Annotated in this window: 13 protein-coding genes and 3 pseudogenes; 2 read left to right on the forward strand and 14 right to left on the reverse strand. The window is 60.8% G+C overall.

Annotated elements, in window-relative coordinates; translation table 11 throughout:
* Positions 1-27 precede the first annotated feature (27 nt).
* Genes FGK63_RS18555 through FGK63_RS18585 form a run of 7 tightly spaced genes read right to left on the reverse strand, consistent with a single transcriptional unit; the run spans position 28 to position 7,822 of the window.
* Positions 28-1,002 (reverse strand): SMP-30/gluconolactonase/LRE family protein, encoded by a 975-nt coding sequence (locus FGK63_RS18555; protein ID WP_138845088.1) that lies wholly within the window; start codon positions 1,000-1,002, stop codon positions 28-30.
* Complete coding sequence (locus FGK63_RS18560; RefSeq protein WP_138845090.1) at positions 999-2,351, reverse strand: NAD(P)H-dependent oxidoreductase; 1,353 nt, start codon at positions 2,349-2,351, stop codon at positions 999-1,001. The genes FGK63_RS18555 and FGK63_RS18560 overlap by 4 nt, the downstream gene beginning before the upstream one ends.
* Positions 2,348-4,069, reverse strand: coding sequence for a dihydroxy-acid dehydratase (locus FGK63_RS18565; protein ID WP_138845092.1), 1,722 nt, complete (start codon positions 4,067-4,069; stop codon positions 2,348-2,350). Before FGK63_RS18565 ends, FGK63_RS18560 begins: the two co-directional genes overlap by 4 nt.
* A complete protein-coding gene (locus FGK63_RS18570; protein WP_138845094.1) occupies positions 4,066-4,935 on the reverse strand; it encodes an NAD(P)-dependent oxidoreductase in 870 nt (289 codons plus the stop codon). The genes FGK63_RS18565 and FGK63_RS18570 overlap by 4 nt, the downstream gene beginning before the upstream one ends.
* The gene (locus FGK63_RS18575) at positions 4,932-6,446 is read right to left on the reverse strand and encodes a tripartite tricarboxylate transporter permease (RefSeq protein ID WP_138845096.1); all 1,515 of its coding nucleotides are present in this window, start codon (positions 6,444-6,446) and stop codon (positions 4,932-4,934) included. Before FGK63_RS18575 ends, FGK63_RS18570 begins: the two co-directional genes overlap by 4 nt.
* 3 nt (positions 6,447-6,449) lie before the next feature.
* Positions 6,450-6,887, reverse strand: coding sequence for a tripartite tricarboxylate transporter TctB family protein (locus FGK63_RS18580; protein WP_246044082.1), 438 nt, complete (start codon positions 6,885-6,887; stop codon positions 6,450-6,452).
* On the reverse strand, positions 6,884-7,822 hold the full coding sequence (locus tag FGK63_RS18585) for a Bug family tripartite tricarboxylate transporter substrate binding protein (RefSeq protein ID WP_246044083.1): 939 nt from the start codon (positions 7,820-7,822) through the stop codon (positions 6,884-6,886). The genes FGK63_RS18580 and FGK63_RS18585 overlap by 4 nt, the downstream gene beginning before the upstream one ends.
* 234 nt (positions 7,823-8,056) lie before the next feature.
* Here FGK63_RS18585 and FGK63_RS18590 point away from each other — a divergent pair, with 234 nt between their 5' ends.
* Positions 8,057-8,983: a hydroxymethylglutaryl-CoA lyase gene (locus FGK63_RS18590; protein ID WP_138845099.1), complete on the forward strand. Its 927-nt coding sequence runs from the start codon at positions 8,057-8,059 to the stop codon at positions 8,981-8,983.
* 4 nt (positions 8,984-8,987) lie between these two features.
* Positions 8,988-10,133, forward strand: coding sequence for a CaiB/BaiF CoA transferase family protein (locus tag FGK63_RS18595; RefSeq protein ID WP_138845101.1), 1,146 nt, complete (start codon positions 8,988-8,990; stop codon positions 10,131-10,133).
* Positions 10,134-10,604: 471 nt separating this feature from the next.
* Here FGK63_RS18595 and FGK63_RS18600 read toward each other — a convergent pair whose 3' ends face one another.
* The 7 genes and pseudogenes from FGK63_RS18600 to FGK63_RS18630 form a co-directional block, all read right to left on the reverse strand.
* Positions 10,605-12,176 (reverse strand): GMC family oxidoreductase, encoded by a 1,572-nt coding sequence (locus tag FGK63_RS18600; protein WP_138845103.1) that lies wholly within the window; start codon positions 12,174-12,176, stop codon positions 10,605-10,607.
* 21 nt (positions 12,177-12,197) lie between these two features.
* On the reverse strand, positions 12,198-12,722 hold the full coding sequence (locus FGK63_RS18605; protein WP_138845105.1) for a twin-arginine translocation signal domain-containing protein: 525 nt from the start codon (positions 12,720-12,722) through the stop codon (positions 12,198-12,200).
* A 64-nt stretch (positions 12,723-12,786) separates the two neighbouring features.
* Positions 12,787-13,182, reverse strand: coding sequence for a VOC family protein (locus FGK63_RS18610; RefSeq protein ID WP_138845107.1), 396 nt, complete (start codon positions 13,180-13,182; stop codon positions 12,787-12,789).
* 105 nt (positions 13,183-13,287) lie between these two features.
* On the reverse strand, positions 13,288-13,593 hold the full coding sequence (locus FGK63_RS18615; RefSeq protein ID WP_138845109.1) for a ribbon-helix-helix domain-containing protein: 306 nt from the start codon (positions 13,591-13,593) through the stop codon (positions 13,288-13,290).
* 111 nt (positions 13,594-13,704) lie between these two features.
* Positions 13,705-14,400, reverse strand: a pseudogene (locus FGK63_RS18620) (IS6 family transposase).
* A 186-nt stretch (positions 14,401-14,586) separates the two neighbouring features.
* Positions 14,587-15,291 (reverse strand): annotated as a pseudogene (locus FGK63_RS18625) (IS6 family transposase).
* Positions 15,292-15,450: 159 nt separating this feature from the next.
* Positions 15,451-15,599: pseudogene (locus FGK63_RS18630) on the reverse strand (IS5/IS1182 family transposase); the annotation flags it as partial.

Raw genomic sequence — 15,599 nt, forward strand, 5'->3', positions numbered from 1 at the left:
GATGAAGCCATCGTATTTCGCGATCCCTCAAAATGCATCCCCCCAAAACGGAACCTCGGTATGCCAATGCACCGGGGTACGCCCCGGCACGGTCGCAGCCGTGCACGGCAATTTGTCGTCAAGCAGATTGCCGCAGACGATCTGATCCAGATTCGCACCGTGATAGGCCAAGCTGGCGATGTTTCGCAGGCCTGTGGTCGGCGAGGTATCAAGATGGTGGCGCCCCATGTCTCCTGCATCGAACGCATCCTCGACTTGGTTCACCCAAGCATCCATGCGTTCGCCCATGATGACGGTTTGCCCACCATCGGGATCAATGCGGATCAGCTCCGACGAAATGATGCAGGCCGCCAGTACACCCCCCTCACTGTCGATTTCCATGCCGTCCAAGAAGGCGCCGCGGGGCAACTGGGCGAAAACTTCGGGTGCCCCATGCAAGCCTTTTTCGTCCAATCGCACACGACTGATGCGCTGTGCCATCGTCTCGGCTATGTAAAGCCAGCCGCCCTCGTAATCCGGCCGCACCTCGTTGGTGTAGGCCAGACCTTCGAGCACGACGCGGAACTTGCCGCCTTCGATCATGGCGACATAACCATTCGCCGTATGCTTATTATAGGCTAGGCATCGGGGTGAATAGGTCGAAGACACGGTAATCCATATTCGCCCCATCTCGTCGAGCGCGACGAAGTTCACTGGCGGAGATGTCTCACCATCAGTGCAAGGATGGAAGAGGCGCACGCCATCTGCGTCGAGTTCCAACGAACCGCCGGCATCCGAAATATTGGCAACGAGAAAGCTGCCGTCCGGACGCAGGGCAATGCCATTGGGCACAATCGGCAGGCCACCGATCTGCGTGGCCGGCGCCAACAGAAGCTGCGCGCCATCGGGCCTGATGCGAGCAACGCCATGACCGTTGTGCGAGCAATAGATATCGCCCGAAGCGGTCGCGAGCACCGATTCAGGCCGGCGCAGTCCGCGCCCCACATAGGAAAGACCCGTCATGCCGCACAGGCCTTGACCGCCAGCGCCTCGACGTCCTTGCGCAAGCGATAGGCATCCGAGGTTGTGTCGATGTCCACATCATCCCAGGTGACAGCGGCGCCTTCGGCGACATCCCTGCGCAGCGTCACGTTGTGGGCCAGGCCCAGCGGCAGATACCCTTGGGCAACGGAGGTCGCGGCAGGACGCAACCCGCCCGATACGGTATACCCACCCTCCCCGTCCAGCAGTTCGCCCGCTTTCAGGGCCCGTTTGGCAATCGCCGCGACATCCCCGCGGAATTCGGTGGCCACGCCGGTCGGCTCTCGACGAATGCCGATGGATGCGACCGAATATGGCAACTCCAACCCGATAAGGTGCCAGCGGCGGCTTTCGCACATGTACCGGCCCGACGGATCAGTCACGACCTTGTACTCTTCGAAGCAATTCTTGAGGTAGTCGGTATCGGCCTCGAAACAGACCCAGACGCCTTTGCGAATGTCGTGCGGGATCGGGGTGCCGTCCTCGCGCAGGCACGAGATTACCTCGACCATGCCCTTGTGTTCCAGCACGCCGCCCTCCGATGCAGGCCGGGCAAGCGTGGGGACATCGTCGATCGACCCGGGCGGGAAGGTCAGCCCATCCGTTGGCGCGTCCAGTCCGCAAACATTCGCAATCGCCGCGCTTTCGATCGCCGGCTTGGATCCGTCGAGGAAAGCGTTGAACATCTTGGGGTTCAATCGCCCGCGCTCGGCCTGTTCCTGCGTAAGCCCCCAATGATCCCAGACGGTATCGGGCGTAGACTGCCGGTAGTGAGGCAGCCACTTGTGACCTCGCCCGGCGGCGACCACCGAAAAGCCGCAGGCGCGCGCCCAATCCACCAGATCTGCCGCCAGTGCGGGCTGATCGCCGTAGGCCATCGAATAGATCACCCCCGCCTCGCGGGCCTTGACCCCAAAGCCCGGGCCGACGAAGGCGTCGGCCTCGACGGTTACGTTGATGACATGCTTGCCCTCGCGAAACGCCGTCAGAATGTGCGTGACCGCCGCCATCGGATTGCCGGTGCATTCGATCACGATGTCTACCGCCGGATGGGAAACAAGCGCCTGCCAATCGTCGCCCACATGGGTGGTGCCATCGCGTGCCGCTGCGTCGAGACTGTCTGCCCCGTAGCGTGCTGCGTCCCAGCCGACGAGATCGAGATTGGACCGCGCCGCGGCTGGGTTCAGATCACAGATACCCACAACATGAATGCCTCGCTGACGTTCTGCCTGCGCCAGAAACATCGTGCCGAATTTCCCGGCCCCGATCAAACCCACGCGGATAGGACGCCCTTCGGCTTCGCGCTGTCGAAGCAGGGTTGCGAGGTTCATGACTGGTCCTCCCGCCCGAACCGGGCTGTGCTTTCGTGTTGCAGGAAGTTGAAATCGACACCTTCGGGCGCCTGCGTCACCGCCCGGGCATAAAGCCCCCGATAACCGCGCTCGGGCAAAGGCGGCGGCGTGTGTTGCTCCAGCCGCCGGGCGATTTCCGCGTCGTCCACCAGCAGATCGATGCGTTTGTCCTTGACCGACAGGCGGATGCGGTCGCCCGAGCGCACCGCCGCCAGCGGCCCACCCCGCGCGGCTTCGGGCGCGACGTGCAGTACGATGGTGCCAAAGGCTGTGCCCGACATCCGCGCGTCCGAAATGCGGACGATATCCTTCACGCCTTGTCGCGCAAGCTTTTTGGGGATCGGCAGATACCCGGCCTCGGGCATACCCGCCGCCACGGGCCCGGCATTCTGCAAGACCATGATGTCATCCGGCTCAATATCGAGATCAGGATCGTCGATGCTGCGGGCCAGATGTTCGAGGCTTTCGAAGACCACCGCGCGCCCTTCATGTTCGAACATGCTTTCCGTAGCAGCCGCGCGTTTGAAGATAGCGCCTTGCGGTGCGAGGTTGCCACCAAGCGAGATCAGACCGCCCACAGGCGAAACCGGATCGTCCGAAGGCCGGATCACATCTCGGTTCACCCAATCGAGCGGCTCTGCGAGTCTGTCCGCGAGGGTCTGGCCCAGCACGTCCACCGTATCGAGATGCAAAAGCGGTTTGAGCTCACGCAGAAGCGCACCGACGCCGCCCGCGTGATGGAAGTCTTCCAGATATCCCTTGCCGACGGGCTTCAGGTCTACAAGAACGGGCGTCTCGTCACTGATCTGGTTCATTCGTTCCGGCGAAATCGAAATGTTGCGCCGCCCGGCGATCGCGGCAAGATGAACGATAGCATTGGTCGACCCCGATACCGCCATCAGGACGCGCAAGGCGTTTTCCACAGATTTCTCGGTGATCAGCTCAGAGGGCCTGCGCGGGTGGGTCAACAGATGCACCGCTGCCCTGCCCGTTGCCTCTGCAGCGACCAAACGATCCGCGGCGACGGCAGGTATGGCGGCGGTGCCCGGCAGGCTCATGCCCAGAACTTCGGCAATGATCGCCATGGTACTGGCGGTGCCCATCACCGCACAGGTGCCTGCCGTGGCGGCCAGCCGGCCTTCCACGACGTCGATCTCATCCCGCGCGATCTCGCCCGCGCGATAGCGTCCCCAGAAGCGGCGGCAATCGGTGCAGGCGCCCAGACGCTCGCCCTTGTAGTGCCCGGTGCTCATCGGCCCGGTGACAAGCTGGATCGCCGGAACATCCGCGGAAGCTGCGCCCATCAGCTGGGCTGGCACGGTCTTGTCGCATCCACCGATCAGCACCACGGCATCCATCGGCTGCGCGCGCACCATCTCCTCGGTGTCCATGGACATCAGGTTGCGGTAGACCATCGAGGTCGGGTTCAGAAACACCTCGCCTGTCGAAATCGTCGGAAAGGCGCGGGGCAAAGCACCGGCAGCCAGAACGCCACGGCTGACCGCTTCGACCAGCTCCGGCATCGTGCGGTGGCAATTATTGAAATCCGACGGCGTCATGGCGATGCCGATGATCGGCTTGTCCAGCATCTCTTGGCTCAGACCCATCGACCGCGCGAAGGAGCGACGCAGATACACCGCGAAATCCCGGTCGCCGTAATTGGTCAGGCCACGCCGGAGACCGTGATCACCACTCATGTCCTGCTCCTGAATTCTGCGCCGATCATTCGCTCGAAAACCTTGATCATCGCGCCCTTGTCCTCTGCCCCCAGCCCTTCGGCCAGCGCCTGCTGATAGGTCGCGGTTGCCGCTGCAAGCACCGGTGCGGGAAAGGCATTCTCCGCCGTCACTTCTGCCCCCGCGATCAGGTCCTTGTAGGCGGCCTGCATGGGATAGCCCTTGTCAAAAACCCCGCGCAGGATGTTCGGAACGAAAAATTCGCTGGCATAACTGCGCCCGGTTCCCGAATTGACGATTTCGGCCACCTGATCTGGGTCGAGCCCCAGCTTGGCAGAGATCGGCAGAATCTCCGCAAGCGCGGCCATGTTGATGTCAAACAGCAGTTGGTTGACGAGCTTTGCCAACTGCCCGGCCCCGACCGGCCCTACATGAAGGATTTTCGAGGCCATGGAGCCCAACATGTCTTGGTGACGGCCCAGCATTTCCGGATCACCACCCACCATCATCGTGAGCGTGCCATCCTCTGCGCGTTTCTGCATTCCCGAGATCGGCGCATCGAGAAAACCGATACCAAGCTCCGAGAGCCGCTTACCCAAGCGCAGCGCAGTGCCGTGCGAAGTGGTCGAAGTGTCGATGACCGTGGCCCCGACCGGCAGCGCCTCGGCAAGGCGCGCGTCGCCAAAGAGCATGGATTCGACGACCTTTCCGTCCGGCAGGCAGGTGAGCAGCACATCGCAGTTGGCCAATCCCTCCGGAGTGTCCGCGGTGTTGAGCCCTTGGACGTCGCGCCCCTTGCGGTCGTACGCCACGACATCGGTAACACCCGCAAGGCGGCGTGCCATGGGCAGGCCCATCTGCCCCAGCCCGACAAAGCCCCAGGTCACGCCTCGAACCTCCGTGACTTGCCGCGCTTGTTGGACCGCATCGCCAGCCACACCGACAGGGCGAGGAATGCCAGCGTCAGCACGTATAGCGTGATGGAGATCCAGCTTTGCAAAAGAATGCTCCAGTCCCCGTCAGAGATCGACATCGCACGACGCAGGTTGCGCTCCATATCGCCGCCCAGCAGCAAGCCAAGGACAAGCGGAACAAGGCTGATATCCATTTTTCGCAGGATGTACCCGATCACGCCGAAAGCGATCATCACCTCGAGATCGAAGACCGAATTCGAGATTGAGAAGACGCCGACAAAACTGACCGCCGCCACGATCGGCATCAGCGCCCATGTGGGAACGGCCATCAAGCGGGTGAAGATTCCGATCAGCGGAATATTCAGGATCAAAAGCGTGACGTTCGCCATGTAAAGCGACGCGACCAACCCCCATACAAGGTCCGGTTGGCGTTCGAACAACAGAGGCCCCGGCTGCACGTTGAGCGAGATGAGCATCGCCAGCATAACCGCAGTGGTGCCCGAGCCGGGCACCCCAAGTGACAGCATCGGGATAAGGGCGCCACCGGACGCGGCGTTGTTGCCGGCTTCGGGCGCGGCAACGCCGCGCGGATCACCCTGGCCGAAGGTTCCGTCCTTGTCGCTGGCCTGCTTTTCAATGGAATAGGACATGACCGACCCCAGCGATGCGCCCGCACCGGGCAGGACGCCGGCGATGAACCCGATCAACGAGCCACGCACCATCGCCCATTTGGTTGACAGGATCGTGGACAGCGAAGGCATCCAGCCATCGACGCGAATAGCGCCCACGCGGTCCTTGATGTGCTTTTCAAGCAGCATGAGGATTTCCGAGATGGCGAAGAGGCCGACCAGGGCCACGATCGGCTCGATCCCGTCGTAGATGTGAAAATTCCCGCCTGTGTACCGCGGGACGCCCGAAATCGGGTCCAGGCCGACCGTTGCGATCATCAGGCCGATCAGCGCCGACAGAAGTGTCTTGCGCGGATCCACACCGGCGACGCCACCGATTGTGGCAAAGGCCATGATGTAAAGCGCGAAATAATCCGCAGGCCCAAAATGGATCGCGGCGCGCGCAAGCAGAGGCGCAAACAGCGACAGACCGATCACCGCAATCGTTGCGCCAACGAATGAGGCGACCCCGGACAGCGCCAGCGCATCGACCGCTTGGCCTTTCTGCGCCATGGGATAGCCGTCAAGCGTCGTCATAACCGCCGGTTCATCGCCCGGAATATTGAGCAGGATCGAACTGATCCGCCCGCCATACATGGTGCCGAAATATACGGCCGACAGCAGGATCAGCGACGAAGTTGCATCAAGCCCGAAAGCAAAGGTCAACGGGATCAGGATCGCCACTCCGTTCACGGGGCCAAGCCCAGGCATGGCACCGATGAGCGTGCCCACGAAGCAGCCCGCAAACAGAAGCGACAGATTGAGCGGCGTCAGCGCGACCGTGAAACCGCTGGCCAGCAGGGAAAGCGTTTCCATGTGTCAGCCTCCGAAGATCGAGCCAAGGAACGCCAAGGGAAGGCCCAGGATTTGGTCGAACATCACCCACAGAGCAAGCGACATGACGACACCCAACACGACGGATTTGAGAGGATCGCCACCAAGCACTGCTCCAAGTGCAGCGATGAGGCCGAAGGTGGCAATCGGGAAGCCGAGCGGCGTCAGAAGCCACGCGTACCCCAGCAATACCGCGATGGCTGCCGCCTGCCGGAACAGGTGCGACCGGTCCGGCCAGTCGATACCGCCACCGGGAAAAACAACCAGAGATCCCGATAACAGCATCGCGGGAATTCCGACGATGACCGGAAAGACGGACGGGCCCAAGACATCTCCGAAAGCGACGGAATAGGTACTGCCGTACCAGGTATAGACCGCCGCGATCACAAAGATCACGGCGGCCAGAAGACGGGTACTCGTCACTGGATGACACCAATATCCCGCGAAATATCAGCCGTAACCTTTTCCTGTTCGCGGATATAGGCTTCAAAGTCGTCGCCCCCGCGCCAGATCGGCACAAGCCCGAATTCGACCGCTGCAGTCTGCCAGTTCTCGGAGTTGTACAGCGTTTCAAGGTTGGAAACCCACGTGTTATATGCGTCGTCCGAAACGTCACCGCCGGTGTAGAGACCGCGCCAGTTGTAGCCGGTCATTTCGATGCCCTGCTCGATCATCGTCGGCGCGTCGGAGAAGGCCGGGATCCGTTCGTCCGACATCACACCCAACAGGCGAATGTCGCCCGATTCCACGAAGCCCCCGATCTCGGAGATGTCGGTCGACACGACGTCCACCTGTCCGCCAATCAACTGCGTCACTGCGTCAGTGCCACCATCGAATTGCACCCAGCGGATCGCCGGAAGGTCTTCGACCCCGCCTTCGCGTGCGGCGATCAAAAGGCGGATGTGATCCCAGCCGCCGATAGAGGACGACCCAGCCGTCGTCAGCGAGGACGGATCCGCCTTCAGTGCCTCGTTCAGGTCAGCCATCGACTGGATTTCGCTGTCTGCTGCCACGGCAACGACACCGACATCAGCACCCAACATGCCCAACCAGCGCATGGCATCGACGCCGGCGGGATACTTGCCCTGCGCGATCTGGGTGATGCCCACCGTCGATGTCGCGACGATCAGATCGGCGTCGTCCGAACGCTCGCTGGCAACCATTGCGTAGGTCACGGCACCGACACCGCCGGGCATGTTGGTAACCTGCACATTGCCGTCGACCAGATCCAGTTCCGTCAAGATCCGCCCGATGGTCCGGCAGGTGAAATCCCAGCCTCCGCCTGGGTTCGACGGTGCGATGCACTCTGTCGCGTCTGCCGGCAACGCCGCAAAAGCCATGAAACCCGCTGAGATCATTCCAAGTTTTGAAGTCCAAATAGCTGCCACGCGCATGGCGTAATCCTCCCTTACTGCGCATCAGAACCAGCGTAACTATGACGCACCTTCAATTGAAATAGCGTTTCGAGAAGCAAGGCATCGCAATTCACGATGTCAGGTTTCCCTCTGGCGTCCCCATATGCTAAACGCACATAGCGACGTCGACAGGCGGTATGGTACGTGTCAAGGCAAAGCACAGCTCCGGAGAGGCGAATGGAAGTTCAATTGACCGAAGTCAGCCCGCGTGACGGGCTGCAGAACGAACGGACGCCGTTTCCAACCAGCAAGAAGGTTGAATTGGTCGAGCGGGCCATAGAGGCCGGGCTGAAACGGTTCGAGGTCACCAGCTTCGTGTCGCCCCGCGCAGTTCCCCAACTCGCAGACGCGGAAGAGGTGCTCAAAGACCTCGGTGCAAGAGAGGGGATCTTGTTTCAAGCACTCGTGCCGAATGAACGTGGGGCGGAACGCGCTGCGCGCACTTGCGTTCAGGAATGGGTGTGTTTCCTGTCCGCAACGGAAAGCCATAGCCAGGCAAACAGCAATTGCTCGGTCGATGAAGCCATCGCACGGTTCGAACCGGTCCGCGAGCTTGCCGTAGCAGAAGGACGGCGCCCCGTGGCGGCAATGGCCGCGGCCTTTGGATGTCCGTTCGAAGGCGTCACACCAACCGATCAGGTCCTGCGCGTCGCGCGCGCGCTTCATGATATGGGCTTCGACGAATTGAAGCTGGGTGACACCATCGGAACCGCCACGCCAAGCCAGATAGAAACGGTGGTCTCGGCTTTGCGCAGCGCCCTTCCCGACCTATCACTGGTGCTACACCTCCACGACACGCGCGGGCTTTCGCTGGCCAACGTCATGATGGGGCTGTCGCTTGGGATCACACGCTATGAAAGCTCTCTCGGCGGCATCGGAGGTTGCCCTTTCGCACCCGGCGCCACGGGGAATGTCGCCACCGAAGACCTCGTGCACTTCCTGCACGCGGAAGGGCACGAGACCGGCGTCGATTTCGAATCCCTCGTGCGGCACGGGAAATGGCTGTCGCAGGTCCTCGGGCGCGAACTCCCCGCGCGCTTGCTGAAGGCGCCGCCAATCGGGGCGACGCAGCCCTTGGACGCGGCGATCAGAGCCAGAGGTTAGACATATGAGCCTTGAGGAAGTGCGGATTGTCGACCTGACCCGGGTGATTTCGGGGCCGTTCTGCACGCAGCAACTCGCCGATCTCGGAGCCGACGTCATCAAGATCGAGGGTCCGCAAGGGGACCCACTTCGGCAGCAGGGCAGTAAAATCGACGGAATGAGCGCGTATTTCGCCTCGTTCAACCGAAACAAGCGGTCTGTTGTTCTCGATCTGCGCAGTGAGGACGGCATGTCGACCGTCAAGCAGTTGATCGCCGCGGCGGATGTGCTCGTCGACAACTTCAAACCCGGCACCATGGACGCGATGGGCCTTTCCGATGCCTCTCTCGAAGCGCTGAATCCGCGACTGATCGCTTGCCATATCTCCGGTTTCGGCCAGACCGGTCCCTATGCGGCGCGCCCGTCCTTTGACTTCGTGGCGCAGGCAATGAGCGGCTTCATGTGGACCAACGGCAAGCCGGACGACCCGCCCCTGCGTTCCGGAATTCCGATCAGCGATCTTGTGGCCGGTCTCTACGCGGCTCTGGCATGCGCGGCGGCTCTGGCCGTCCCCAAACCGCTCCGGAATTTCAAATCCATAGATATCGCGATGACCGACAGCATGATCAGCCTTCTGGCCTATATGGCCACCGAGGTCTTCGCGACGGGGCGGACGCTGCCCCGCGTCGGCAATGACCACCCCTTGGTCGCACCTTACGGTTTGTTCGAGACCAGCGATGGCCATATCGCGATTGCCGTGTCGAACGATGGGATCGTCGATCGGCTTTTTACGCTGCTGGATTGCAGACATCTGTTCGAAGACAGCAGATTTGCCACCAATGACGCGCGGGTGCAGCACCGCGCGGAGATCCGCGAAGAGGTTCAAAGCCGCCTCATCACTGACACGACCGCCACCTGGCTTGTCCGCCTCAACAACGCAGGCATTCCAGCCGGTCCGGTCCTCGATGTTGTGTCGGCCTTGACGGATCCGCAGACCCGGCATCGGGACATGGTGCTGGAAACGCCCGCACCCAATGGCAGTTCGATGCCAATCCTGGGTTTTCCCATCAAGCAGTCCGTGGAAGCACCGACGCTCAGGCGCACGGCACCGGAATTGGGTCAGCACACTGACGAGATATTGAGGGAACTCACCGAGGCCGAGAGGCGCTGACCTGACGGCCTGACCGTTCGGTTGCAGCGACCGGATCGCAAGTCGGGGGCTGTGGTACTGTCAGCATTTCCGGACTGTTGCGGGCCTCCCTTGATTGCAGTTCGGCAATCGCGTTTTCCACCGACACCCGCAACGCTGTTCGATTAGCATGGCAATCCGATCAAGGAACTTTGTCATTTACTAGAAAGCCCGCAGCAGCAGGACACGCCGCCGACGGATCTCAGGGGCAAAAATCGGCCCGAACCGGTTCAAAAATAGCGGGAGGATTCGGGGCCGACGTAAATCCCGCGATCGTGCCGAAGATCCTCGACGTTCCCTCGCGACAACGGAGATCGAACGTGCATCATCACCGCCAAGCTCATGATCTCAATGTTGGTCTAGTAATTGCGAAACGGGGATCCGTTGGTCATGACAGGAGGCCGCCAAAGCCCCCTGCCCTGTCTCAAGACGATTTTGTCTGACTACGCCGGCTCAGATGTTGCCGGCGCTCATTTCGCGAGCGATGTGATCCGCCTGGCGGATCGCAAGGGCCACGATGGTCAGTGTCGGGTTTTCCGCTGCGCCGGTGGTGAATTGCGAGCCGTCCGAGATGAACAGGTTCGCGATGTCGTGGGTCTGACCCCAACGGTTCACAACGCCGTCGCGCGGGTTCTCGGACATGCGGTTTGTGCCAAGGTTATGCGTCGACGGATAGGGAGGCGTCGGGAAGACACGTGTTGCGCCGACGGCCTCGTACACTGCAATACCCTGCTTGTAGGCATGGTTGCGCATGGCGATGTCGTTAGGGTGGTCGTCGAAATGCACATTGGCCACCGGCAGGCCCCACTGGTCCTTGACGTCATGGTTGAGGGTGACGCGGTTGGTTTCCTGCGGCATGTCCTCGCCCACGATCCACATGCCGGCCATGTTCTCATAGGCATCCAGAGCCGAGGTGAACTCGCGCCCCCAGGCGCCCGGATCGAGAAAGGCCGCCATGAATGGAATGCCCAGGCTGAGCGTTTCCAGTTCGTAGCCGCCCACGAAACCGCGCGAAGGGTCGTGCTTGGCCTCGTCTTGGATGATACCCGCCATGGTCGTGCCGCGCCACATGCGCACCGGCTTGTCGAAGGTCGCATAGACCGAACCCGTCATGTGCCGCATGTAGTTGCGCCCGACCTGACCCGAGCTGTTGGCCAGCCCGTCCGGGAACATCGACGAAGCCGAGTTCAGCAGCAAGCGCGGGCTTTCGAAGGAGTTGCCCGCGACGCAGACGATCCTGGCCTTCTGCATTTGCAGGTTGCCGTCCTTGTCGAAATACTCGACGCCCGTCACCTTGCCTTCTTCATTGTGCAGGATCCGCGCGACATGCGCATTCTCGCGCACTTCGAGATTCCCGGTGGCCTCACCCGCGGGAATGTCGGTATAGGCCGCCGACCATTTGGCCCCCCACTTGCAACCCTGGAAACAGAAACCGGTCTGCTGACACTTGATCCGTTCACCATCGTCGGACGACATGATCGCCATGCGGCCCGTATGCACCTCTTTGTAACCCAGCGCCTTGGCGCCTTTTTCGAAAACGAGGTAGTTGTTGTTGCCCGGCAGGCCCGGGCGGTCGCCGGTGCGGGTCACGCCCAGCTTTTCCTCGGCCTTGTCGTACCAGGGGGCCATTTCCGCCGCGTCGATAGGCCAATCGAGCAGGTTGGCGCCCTGCACGTCGCCATAGGTGGTCTTGGCCTTCCACTCGTGGTCTTGAAAGCGTAGCGAAGCGCCCGCCCAGTGAGTGGTGGTGCCGCCGACCGCCTTCACGATCCACGCGGGCAGGCCCGAAAAGTCCTTTGCCACGCGCCAGTCGCCCGACGTGGTCCGCGGATCGACCCAGGCCAACTGGCCGAAGCTCTCCCATTCGTCATTCACGTAGTCGTCGGGCAAGTAACGCCCGCCCGCTTCCAGAGCGACGACCGACACGCCCTTCTGGGCCAGTTCGTTGGCCAGAACACCGCCGCCCGCGCCGGTACCGATGATGACGACCACGCCGTCGTCGTTGAGATCAAAAGGTGCAGCCATAGCTTTTCCTCCCCTATGGCCTTAGAGCCAGTTGATGTCGTTGAAACCGCGGTCGATGTATCCGCCCTGTTCATAGGATGCGCCCTCGTATCCGAAGATCGGCCAAACCGCTTTCTGGTTGTACAGCCCGGTCACAAGACCGCCCCGGATCTGCTGGAAGAACGCGCTGTCTTCCATGCCGCGCAGGATATCGACGCGGTCGCGTTCCCATCCCGTGTCGATGTACGACGCGAAACCCTGTCCCCGCGCTGCGGCGTCCAAAGAAGCAATCCCCGCCTCGATCGCCGGCGCGGCTTCTGTGGTGTCGTAACCTTTGACGGCGATCACGTAGTTTTCGTCTGCGATGCGGTCGTGCGGGTAGATGTCACGCGCCATCTGCACCAGCGTGGCAAAGGTCTCGGGCTTGAGCGCCACCATTTCCTTTGCCCAGGCAGCGTTCGGTGCGGCGACGAATCCGACACCGACCACAAATCCGGCGCCCGCGGCGGCGCTGCGCGACAGCAGTTGCCGCCGCGTCAGGCCCCGAGGGGAATTCGAGTTTGTCATGGTTTTCTCCTCTCCTTTAACCGAAACCGGCTCTCGTTACCGCGAGAGCCGGAGAAAGACGTGCTCACTTGAAGCGGCCGTTGCGCTCCAGAACTTCGATCTGGTAGCCATCCGGGTCGGCCACAAAGAAGAACCGGCCGACCAGTTCTCCGGCCGGGGCAAATTCCACCAATTTTCGGGGGCTGAGGCCTTCGGCCTCGAAGCGGGCATGCTCGGCGTCGAGATCGTCGACGCTGACAGCGAGATGGCCGTACCCGTCACCGAGTTCGTAGGGATCGGTGCGCCCTTTGTTGACAGTCAGTTCGACTTCGAACTCGGTTTCAGGGTTGCTGAGATAGATCAGCGTGAACGTGTCGAAATCCAGCCGGTCGGCCACTTCAAGCCCAAAAGCGCGGCGATAGTAGTCGACGGAACGGGCCTCATCGAGGACGCGAATCATGCTGTGGATGGCTTTGGCCACTTTGGTCTCCTGAACAGGTCTGTTTTCTTGACCAATTCAGCATGACGCAGAGTCGCCGGTCGTGGGTAGTAGGGTCTTACTACACTCGATTTTGTGAACGTCGGTCTATTCCGCGGCCACGGGCAGGTCCTCGGCCTGATGCGAGGACGTGTGGGGTTGGGCGATGAAGATCAGGCATGCAGTGCGCAAAAGCGACGTGAAATTAACCGGTTCGCCACGTGTTTCCAGCACTTCGGAATGAAGCGTCGAGATGAAGGCCGGCGTCGAAACACCATCCGCTTCGGCGATCTGGTCCAGAATGTCCCAGAATGCGTTTTCCAATCTCAGGCTCGTGCTCTGACCGTTCAGGCGCAACCTGCGCGTTGTAGATGTGTAACGGTCCGGATCCTGGCCAGCGAAGACTTGGCACATGACATCCCCTCCCTTCCAATTGCGGCGAGCAGTTCTTTGATTGTCGCACAGGTCGAATGTCAACGTCCACATGGCGAAGCAGTGACTCCGGCGCCTCTCGACCGCTGGAGGCTACGAAATGGGGCTATCAGACCAATGAGAACGCGTCTCTATATTGGCGGTAGCGTTGTACTTTATGCTGCGCTCCGAATTGTTGAGATTGAAGACCGCGGCGTGAACGGCGGCGAATTTCCGCAAACTTCGCAGGCGTCGGAAGCGCTGTATCACCCGTTTTCGTCGTCGGAATGGCAGGTGTGAATTCTCGATCCGGTTGTTCAACCAATCGCCTGTACACTTAAGCTCGGCAACTCCGATTTCCCGCAAAGCCGCTCGGTAGGAGGGAACCGGTCGGTCACCAGAACTCCCGGCCGACCGTAGCGCCGCATCAGTTTTTAATATTTTTCAATGCGGCACGCTTGTTTCGACGTTTCGTGACGATAGCCTCCAGTACCTCACCCTCGTGATCAACCGCCCGCCACATGTAGTAAGTTTACCATTGCTCTTCACCACAACCTCATCCACGTACCACTGCCACTGCCGCCCTGATCGCAGCCCTTCTACCCGCCGATACCGGATTTCAGCTGCAAACATCGGACCGAACCTGTTCGACCAGAACCGGATCGTTTCATGGCTGACCCCGATACCACGTTCGTGCAGCAGGTCATCGACGTTCCGCAATGAGACCGGAAAGCGGACGTACATCATGACCGCCAGGCGGATGATTTCCGGGCTGCTGTGGAAGTATTTGAATGGATCGCGTTTGGGCATGGCGAGAGGCTACGAAACCGCCCTACCGGCCTCAACCGCATTACTTCTGACAATGACCGAACGACAACCCGCGGGAATTGCGTCACAATTCCGGGGCAATAAACACCGCTGAAGTGAGACAGACATGGGTGGCGGTGCTGGCAGACGAATGCGAACTCGTCTCACCAAGGGCAGGATCGCTGTCCCTTAATCGGCACAGAGGCCACGCAACTCGGTGAGAGCAGCGGTGCGGTTTTGCTTGAAGCTGGCTCGGGAGGTGAGGCTGCGTTCCTGATTGAAATGTTTGTAGACGGAAGCGTGAACGGCGGCGAATTTCTGCAAACTTCGCATGCGCCGAAACCGCAACATAGCCCGTTCCCTTCGTCGGAATGGCAGATGTGAGTTCTCCACGCGGTTGTTCAACCAGCGACCCGTTTCCTGGCGATGGCCGGCATTGAGTTCCCTCAACGCGGCACAATATGACCTGAGCCGATCGGTCACAATGACTTCGGGGCGGCCATGCCTTCGCATTGCTTTCCTTAAGAATTTCAACGCCGCCTTCTTGTCCCGGGCCTTTGTCACAAAGCTCTCCAGAACCTCACCTTCGTGATCAACAGCGCGCCAGAGATAGTGCTTCTCGCCGTTGATCTTGACGAACATCTCGTCCAAATGCCACCGCCAGCGGCTTGACCGCATCCCCTTGATCCGGCGTTTCCTGATCTCGTTTGCAAACATCGGCCCGAACCGATGCCACCAGAACCGGACGGCTTCATGGCTCACGTCGATGCCCCGTTCATGGAGGAGGTCCTCGACGTTTCGCAACGAGAGCGGAAATCGGATTTACAGCATTACTGCCAGGCGGATGATTTCCGGGCTGGTTTTGAAGTAGCGAAACGGCGATCGTTTGGTCATGGGCGGAAGCTACAAAACCGCCCTCCCCGCCTCAAGCCGGTTTGCTTTGACAAGACCCTTTCGACAAAGCCGGTTGATTTTGGCGGTCAGTTCCTCGGCTCAAACGACTCTGTTGCACAAATCGGGTGATAGCCGAGGTTCCCCTTTCCCCGGACGGACTTATCCCATAGCTTCCGTGACGGGTATGCCGAGTGCGGTGTAGCTGTTGAGCACGGCGATACGGACCTGGAGCTCCGCGACTTGGCGGTCGAAGTCCCGTGCCATGAGCTTCTGCCCCAGCAGCTTCACGCAATGCATCTTCGTCTCGA

The organism is Ruegeria sediminis, from assembly GCF_005938215.1.
GTDB lineage: Bacteria > Pseudomonadota > Alphaproteobacteria > Rhodobacterales > Rhodobacteraceae > Ruegeria > Ruegeria sediminis.